Genomic DNA, 8032 nt, shown 5'->3' with positions numbered 1-8032 from the left:
AATCCGTTTCCCGAAGGAAACTTCATCGCTCGACTTGCATGTGTTAGGCACGCCGCCAGCGTTCGTCCTGAGCCAGGATCAAACTCTCAATAAAAAGTTTAATCTTTTCACTCATAAAACTTACTTTAATAAAAAGAATTGCTGGTTGTTTAAATGTTTTATATATTCTGTTCAATTTTCAAAGACCATTTTATCTCATCGCCCTCAAGCGACTATTAAATCTTATCACCATTTCTAAACTTTGTCAACAACTTTTTTGAAACTTTTTTCAAGGTTTGTTTAGTTGTTGTTGTTTCGTCATCAGCGACGAGATTTATAATATCATATAACTGATTACACTCATTTTATAACAAATATCATTTTAATAATATTAACCTTTGTTTTCTCTTTTATTCTTTTTATTTATCCTTTTTTCTAATAGTGACACTCCTGGGTAAGGTTATGTCTAATTTTTATGTTTTAGCTAAATCTCTTTATCTTCACATCTCTATAACTATCTAATCCTTTATAAATTTTGATTCTTAGTGCTATAAAATTCTCTTTATATATAAAAATAAGTCCTTGGAGAACTAAATTTCTCCAAGGACTTTACTATTTTCTATTCTTCTTCAGTTGCTCTTTTTACTAATTCATCTAATGAATTATCAGAAACAACTTCAGCATTGTCTTCTGAAATTCCTAATTCTGTTTGAACTTCATCATTATCTTCTTCTTCACCATCACTAGTAATTTTAGTTATAACTACAACCTGTTCTTCATCTAAAGTTCTCATTAACTTAACTCCCATTGTAGCTCTACCAGTTACTGATACATCATCAATATTTATTCTTATAGCAACACCACTAGTATTTATCATCATAAGCTCATCTTCAGTCTTACATACAGTAGCTCCTACTAACTTACCAGTTTTATCATTTATCTTATAAGTTAATAATCCCTTACCGCCTCTGTTTTGAACCTTATATTCTGTAGTTGGCGTTCTCTTACCGAATCCATTTTCACTAACTACAAGTAAATCTTCATCATCAACTGCTATGTCCATACATACGGCCATATCATCATCGCTTAGGCTTATTGCCTTAACTCCTGATGCTGTTCTACCCATAGGTCTAACATCTGATTCATTAAACTTAATTGCTAAACCATTTTGAGTAACCATTATGATATTAGCATCTCCTCTTGTCATCTTAACTTTTAGAAGTTCATCACCTTCTCTTAAGTTAATAGCAATAAGACCATTCTTTCTTAAGTTTTTGAATTCTGTAAGATTTGTTTTCTTAACTATACCATTCTTTGTTCCCATAAATAGATATCCACTTTCATATACATCATTTACAGTAAGTACAGTTTCTATTCTTTCATCTGGCTCTATAGGTATAAGATTTATTATATTAGTTCCCTTTGCAGTTCTTCCTGCTTCAGGAATTTGATACCCTCTTAACTTATATACTCTACCTCTATTAGTAAAGAATAATACATCTGAGTGAGTTGAAGTTACCATTACGTGTTCTACGAAATCATCTTCTTTAGTAGACATCGCTTGGATTCCTTTCCCCCCTCTTTTTTGAGCTGAATATACATCTGATGAAATTCTCTTAACATATCCTGTATGAGTTAATGTAATAACAATTTCTTGTTCTTGAATTAGATCTTCAACATCAATTTCATTTACATTATTCTCAATCTTTGTTCTTCTTTCATCACTATATCTATTTTTAATTTCTAATAACTCTTCTTTAATTACTGAAAGAAGCTTCTCTTCACTTGCAAGAATTGACTTTAAGTATTCAATTTCCTTCATAAGTTCTGCATACTCTTCCTCAATCTTATCTCTTTCAAGACCAGTAAGTCTTCTAAGTCTCATTTCTAATATAGCCTGACATTGCTTATCTGAAAGATTAAATCTTTCTATAAGTGTATTCTTAGCTATCTCAGTTGTCTTTGAGTTTCTTATTATACTTATAACTTCATCAATATTATCTAAAGCTATTCTTAATCCTTCTAGTATATGTGCTCTTGCCTCTGCTTTATTTAATTCAAATATAGTTCTTCTAGTTATAACTTCCTTTTGGAAGTTTACGTAGTGTGATAATACTTGTTTTAAATTTAATATTTGTGGCTCATTATCAACTAATGCAAGCATTGTTACACCAAAAGTATCTTGCATTTTAGTATGTTTATATAAAAGATTTAAGACTACGCTTGGGTTAGCATCCCTCTTAAGTTCTATTACAATTCTCATACCTTCTCTATCTGATTCATCTCTTAAATCAGATATTCCATTGATTCTCTTATCTTTTACTAAATCAGCAATATTTTCTATAAGTCTAGCCTTATTTACTTGATAAGGAAGTTCTGTAACAATAATTCTATGTCTATTGTTTTCTTCTTCTATTTCAGCCTCTGCTCTAACGATAATCTTTCCTCTTCCAGTTTCATAAGCTGATCTTATACCTGATTTACCCATTATTGTTCCTGCTGTTGGGAAATCTGGTCCTTTTATAGCTGTCATTAAATCAAGAACTTGAAGTTCTGGATTATCTATAAGCATTATTGTTCCATCTATAATCTCACCTAGGTTATGAGGTGGTATATTAGTTGCCATACCAACAGCTATACCTGATGAACCATTAACTAATAGATTCGGAAATCTTGATGGTAATACTGATGGTTCTTTTTCTTCACCATCAAAGTTTGGAATAAAATCTACAGTGTTTTTGCTTATATCTCTTAGCATTTGACTTGCTATCTTATTCATTTTTGCTTCTGTATATCTCATAGCTGCCGCGCTATCACCATCTACAGATCCAAAGTTACCATGACCGTCTACAAGCATGTATCTCATTGAGAAATCCTGAGCCATTCTAACTAAAGCATCATATACTGAGCTATCACCATGTGGGTGATACTTACCTAATACTTCACCAACAATTCTGGCACATTTCCTATATCCCTTTTCAGGGGCTAGACCTAATTCATGCATTGAGAATAATATTCTTCTATGAACAGGCTTTAAACCATCTCTAACGTCTGGAAGTGCACGACCAACTATAACACTCATTGCATAATCGATGTAACACTTCTTCATTTCGTTTTTTATATCTACGGGTATTACTTTTCCCTCATTAAAACTCATGTACTTCACCTCGTATTTAGTACTAAACGTCTAAGTTACTTACTTTCTTAGCGTTTTCTTGAATGAACTCTCTTCTTGGCTCAACTTTTTCACCCATAAGTATTGTAAATATCTCATCAGCAGCCATAGCATCTTCTACAGTTGCTTTTAATAATACTCTTTGTTCTGGATCCATTGTTGTATCCCATAACTGAGTTGCATTCATTTCACCAAGACCTTTGTATCTTTGGATATTTGTTGAATTATCTTTTCCTCCAACATCTTCTAAGATACTGTCAAGTTCTCCATCTGTATAAGCATAGAAATCTTTCTTAGACTTTGTAACCTTATATAATGGTGGTTGTGCTATATAAACATGCCCTCCATCTATTAGTTCTCTCATGTATCTGTAGAAGAACGTTAATAATAATGTTCTTATGTGAGCTCCATCAACATCGGCATCTGTCATTATTATTATTCTGTTATATCTTATCTTTGATATATCAAAATCTTTTCCTATTCCTGCTCCAAATGCAGTTACCATTGATCTTATTGTATCTGAGTTTAGTATCTTATCTAATCTTTGTTTTTCAACGTTCATTATTTTACCTCTTAAAGGTAAAATTGCTTGGAACTTTCTATCTCTACCTTGTTTTGCAGAACCTCCCGCTGAATCCCCTTCGACTATATATATTTCACATTCCATTGGATCTTTTGAAGAACAATCTGCAAGTTTACCTGGAAGGGCTGATCTTTCAAGAACAGTCTTTCTTGTAAGCTCTCTTGCTTTTCTAGCCGCATCTCTAGCTCTTGCCGCCATTAATGCCTTATCAATTATAAGTTTTGATATAGTCGGATTTTCTTCTAAGAATATTCCAACACCTTCACCAACAATTGAATCAACTATTCCTCTAACTTCACTATTTCCTAGCTTTGTTTTGGTTTGACCTTCAAATTGTGGTTCTCCTATCTTAACTGATATTACAGCTGTTAGTCCTTCTCTTATATCATCCCCTGAAAGGTTTTTATCATTCTCTTTTAAATGTCCAAATCTCTTTGCATAATCATTAAATACTCTAGTTAAAGCTGTTTTAAAACCAACTAAATGAGTTCCACCCTCAATAGTGTCTATATTATTTGCAAATGTAAATATATTTTCGTTATATCCATCATTATATTGAAGAGCTACTTCAACCATTATATCGTCTTTTAATCCTTCAACATATATTGGTTCTTCATGAAGTGCCTGCTTATTTCTATTTAAATATTCTACGAATGATTTAATACCGCCCTCGTAATGATAATTTTGCTCTTTATCATATCTTTTATCTTTAAGTACTATATTTATTCCCTTATTTAAGAAAGCAAGCTCTCTTAACCTTTGAGAAAGTATTTCAAAATCATATATTATTTCGTCAAATATCTCTCTATCAGGCTTAAAGTATACTATAGTACCAGTTGATTCACTTGTACCAACTACTTCTAAATCGCTAGTAACTGCTCCCTTTTCGTAAGTTTGCTTCCAAAGCTTACCTTCTCTCATTACAGTTACTGAACAATTTTCTGAAAGCGCATTAACAACTGATGCACCAACCCCGTGAAGACCACCAGATACCTTATATCCACCTCCACCGAATTTACCACCAGCATGAAGTACTGTCATTATAACTTCAACAGTTGGTTTTCCCATCTTAGGGTGCATTCCAACCGGCATACCTCTTCCATCATCTTTTACTGTTATAGAATTATCTTCATTTATTGTAACTTCAATATTCTTACAATATCCTGCTAATGCTTCATCTATACTATTATCTACTATTTCGTAAACTAAGTGATGTAATCCTCTTGAACTAGTACTACCTATGTACATACCAGGTCTTTTTCTTACGGCTTCTAAGCCTTCAAGAACTTGTATCTGACTTTCATCATAGCTTTGTTTATTTTGTTCCAACATAAATTCCTCCTAAAAATTATTTTGAATTGTCTTAATGAAGGTATATTGGACTTACGGATTATATTCCAAATCTGTTCTTTTAGTTAATGTTGATGAAGAAATTGGTGATAAATATATTTTACTTTTCTTATCAACTTCTGCTATAACAAATGATTTTGGTTTATCACTTGTTATTCTTTCCACAAATCCATCTTCTTCTGCCATTCTTAAAAATTGAATTGTATCAGAACTATACATTGTTGTTTGTAAATCAAAAATTCCAATAACGTCTTTTATAGGAACTACAACATTCTCTCCTAAGTGCAAAAACATTTAGAATTCCTCCTTCTATATTGAGACTATTCCCTCTTTAACTTTAAATAACTTCGAATCTTTATCTAAATACTCATTTAAATCTTCAATTCCAGTACATGTTATTATAGTTTGTATTTCCCCTATAGAACTTAAAACATATCTCTTTCTATTAAAATCTAATTCAGATAATACATCATCTAATAATAAGACTGGATATTCTCCGGTTATTTCTTTTATAATCCTCAAGGATGCAAACTTCATTGTAAGTACTGCCGTTCTCTGTTGACCTTGAGATCCAAAGCTCTTTGTGTCAACGTTGTTTATATAAACAGAGAAATCATCTCTATGAGGTCCGTGACCAGTAATTCCTTTATCTACATCACGTTTTCTATTTTTTCTTAATGTTTCATAGAACTCATCTTGGATATTATCAAGATTTCTTATAGTAGAATTATATTTAAATTCTATCTTTTCTTTTCCTGAAGTAATTTCTTTATGTATATCTTCAGAATACTGATTTAAAGATTTTAAATAGGTTAATCTTCTCTCAATTATATATGAGCCAAAGTTAGCTAATTGCATATCATATATATCTAACATATCTAAATCAAGATTTCTATTTTTTAGAACAATATTTCTTTCATTCATGACTTTGTTATATTGAACTAAATTATAGTAATATTTAGAATCTAATTGACATAGTTCCATATCTATAAATTTTCTTCTAATACCTGGAGAATCTTTGATTATTTTTAAATCCTCTGGAGAGAACATAACAACATTAAATGTTCCAAATAATTCCCCAATTTTGTTTATCTTTATAGAATTAACTCTAATTACTTTCTTTCCGTCTTTTAGGATGTTAATATCAATTTTTTTATCTAATCTGTCTTTTCCAACACTTACGCTTAAAAATGCTATGTCTCCATTCCAATTAATAAGCTCCCTGTCTCTTGAAGTTCTATGAGATTTAGCAAAACCACAATAATAAATGGCCTCTAAGATATTAGTTTTACCTTGAGCATTATCTCCCATAAATACATTGACATGTCTTCCTAAGTCTATTTCTAAATTTTCATAATTTCTGTAATTTATTAATTTAAGCTTTTTTACATACATTTATAAACACCCATTTAATTATATCATATTAAAAGAATAAAAGCTTATTTTTGTGGTTTATAGATATTTACAGGTTAATTAATCCAATTATACTATCTTATAGTCTTCATCCTCAAAATTAACTACATCTCCACTTCTTAACTTCTTTCCTCTTTGAGTGCAAATTTCTCCATTTACTTTTACCATTTCTTCAAGTATGTAAATTTTTGCCTCTGATCCCAATGAGGCAACACCTGCCCATTTTAAAAATGCATCTAATTTTATAAATTCTGTATTAATATTAATTTCTTTCATGCTCTTACAGTTTGATAAAATGCATAAAATTACGAATATTTATGCATTTTATCCCCTCCTTTTTTTATCTTATTAATCTAACCGGTAATACTAGGTATTTATAATTATCAGCCTCTTTTGCTTTAATTATACAAGGACTTACACTTGAAGTCATTTCCATAACAACTTCTTCTTCCTCAAAATTCTTTAAAACATCTATTAAGTATCTTGAGTTAAATGCAATTTGTATCTTGTCACCTTGCAGATTTATTCCAACTTCCTCTCTAACTTTTCCCAATTGAGAATTAGAGGTTATAACTAAAGCCTCATCTTGGAATTCTAATTTTATTAAGTTGTTATTACCATCCTTAGCCATTAAGGAAGCTCTTTCAATACCATTTTGAAGATCTTGTTTTTTTACAGTAACTAAAAGTTTGTGCTCTTCAGGTAATAAAGATTTATAATTTACAAATTTTCCTTCTAGTAATCTAGAAATTATTCTTGTTTTGTTTAGATTAAATAAAATATGATTATTTGTGAATGTTATTTGAACTAAATCATTAACATCTTCTAATATTTTTGATACTTCATTTAAAGTTTTACCAGGAATGACGATTTCTATATCAAAGTCACTATCTAAATATTCACTTTTAATTGCCAATCTATATCCATCTAATGCTACAAGATTTAATGTTCTATCCTTAACTTCAAATAAAATACCTTGAAGTATTGGTCTTGTTTCATCTTGAGCTATAGCAAAAGAAGTACATTTTATCATATTTTTTAATATATTTTGAGGAACTTCAACTTTCATATTTTCATTTAGTTTTGGAAGTTCTGGGAATTCATCAGCATTCATATAAACTACGTTAAATACTGATTTTTCGCATGTTATTTGAACTGTATCATTATCCATAGTTTCAATTTTAATTTCTGAATTTGGTAATTTACGTATTATCTCACCAAATATTTTAGCATCTATAACTATGCTACCTTCATTTATTACATCAGCATTAACTTTAGTTTCTATACTTACATCCATATCAGATCCAATTAAAGTTAACCCATCTTTATTTGCATTTATGTAGATACCTTCTAATACTGACATTGTTGATTTACCAGTAATAGCTTTTTGAACTATTGAGATACCTTCTTGTAGTTTCTGTTTTTCACATATAAATATCATTTAATATCCTCCTTATTTATTCACAGATAAGATTAGTTTATTTAGTTAGATAAATATAAAATTTATAGTAATAATAGTAGTAGGGGCTGTG

At 30.3% G+C, this 8032-nt stretch carries 6 protein-coding genes and 1 rRNA gene; all 7 read right to left on the bottom strand.

Features of this window, described 5'->3' with window-relative positions:
- Window positions 1-94: ribosomal RNA gene (locus tag K5V21_RS16815) — 16S ribosomal RNA — on the bottom strand; the annotation flags it as partial.
- A gap of 504 nt (window positions 95-598) precedes the next feature.
- Window positions 599-3136: a DNA gyrase subunit A gene (gene gyrA / locus K5V21_RS16810; protein ID WP_221862249.1), complete on the bottom strand. Its 2538-nt coding sequence runs from the start codon at window positions 3134-3136 to the stop codon at window positions 599-601.
- 22 nt (window positions 3137-3158) lie between these two features.
- Window positions 3159-5069: a DNA topoisomerase (ATP-hydrolyzing) subunit B gene (gyrB, locus tag K5V21_RS16805; RefSeq protein WP_280637820.1), complete on the bottom strand. Its 1911-nt coding sequence runs from the start codon at window positions 5067-5069 to the stop codon at window positions 3159-3161.
- Between the two features lie 51 nt (window positions 5070-5120).
- Window positions 5121-5381, bottom strand: a complete 261-nt coding sequence (gene remB / locus K5V21_RS16800; protein WP_221862248.1) for an extracellular matrix regulator RemB — start codon at window positions 5379-5381, stop codon at window positions 5121-5123.
- A gap of 15 nt (window positions 5382-5396) precedes the next feature.
- Window positions 5397-6482 carry a DNA replication/repair protein RecF gene (gene recF / locus K5V21_RS16795; RefSeq protein WP_221862247.1) on the bottom strand — a complete coding sequence of 362 codons (1086 nt, stop codon included), beginning with the start codon at window positions 6480-6482 and terminating at the stop codon, window positions 5397-5399.
- A gap of 87 nt (window positions 6483-6569) precedes the next feature.
- Window positions 6570-6776 carry a S4 domain-containing protein YaaA gene (gene yaaA, locus K5V21_RS16790; protein ID WP_221862246.1) on the bottom strand — a complete coding sequence of 69 codons (207 nt, stop codon included), beginning with the start codon at window positions 6774-6776 and terminating at the stop codon, window positions 6570-6572.
- A gap of 64 nt (window positions 6777-6840) precedes the next feature.
- Window positions 6841-7941: a DNA polymerase III subunit beta gene (dnaN, locus tag K5V21_RS16785; RefSeq protein WP_221862245.1), complete on the bottom strand. Its 1101-nt coding sequence runs from the start codon at window positions 7939-7941 to the stop codon at window positions 6841-6843.
- Between the last annotated feature and the right edge of the window lie 91 nt (window positions 7942-8032).

The sequence above is a fragment of the Clostridium sardiniense genome (genome assembly GCF_019753795.1).
Classification (GTDB): Bacteria; Bacillota; Clostridia; order Clostridiales; family Clostridiaceae; genus Clostridium; species Clostridium sardiniense.
The sequence above is the reverse complement of the archived record's forward strand: the minus strand, read 5'-3'. Positions and strand labels throughout refer to the sequence as shown.

What these genes read in the sequence shown, in the direction of transcription:
- gyrA (WP_221862249.1), bottom strand. Translation starts at nt 3,136, where the DNA reads ATGAGTTTTAATGAGGGAAAAGTAATACCCGTAGATATAAAAAACGAA.
- gyrB (WP_280637820.1), bottom strand. Translation starts at nt 5,069, where the DNA reads ATGTTGGAACAAAATAAACAAAGCTATGATGAAAGTCAGATACAAGTT.
- yaaA (WP_221862246.1), bottom strand. Translation starts at nt 6,776, where the DNA reads ATGAAAGAAATTAATATTAATACAGAATTTATAAAATTAGATGCATTT.
- recF (WP_221862247.1), bottom strand. Translation starts at nt 6,482, where the DNA reads ATGTATGTAAAAAAGCTTAAATTAATAAATTACAGAAATTATGAAAAT.
- remB (WP_221862248.1), bottom strand. Translation starts at nt 5,381, where the DNA reads ATGTTTTTGCACTTAGGAGAGAATGTTGTAGTTCCTATAAAAGACGTT.
- dnaN (WP_221862245.1), bottom strand. Translation starts at nt 7,941, where the DNA reads ATGATATTTATATGTGAAAAACAGAAACTACAAGAAGGTATCTCAATA.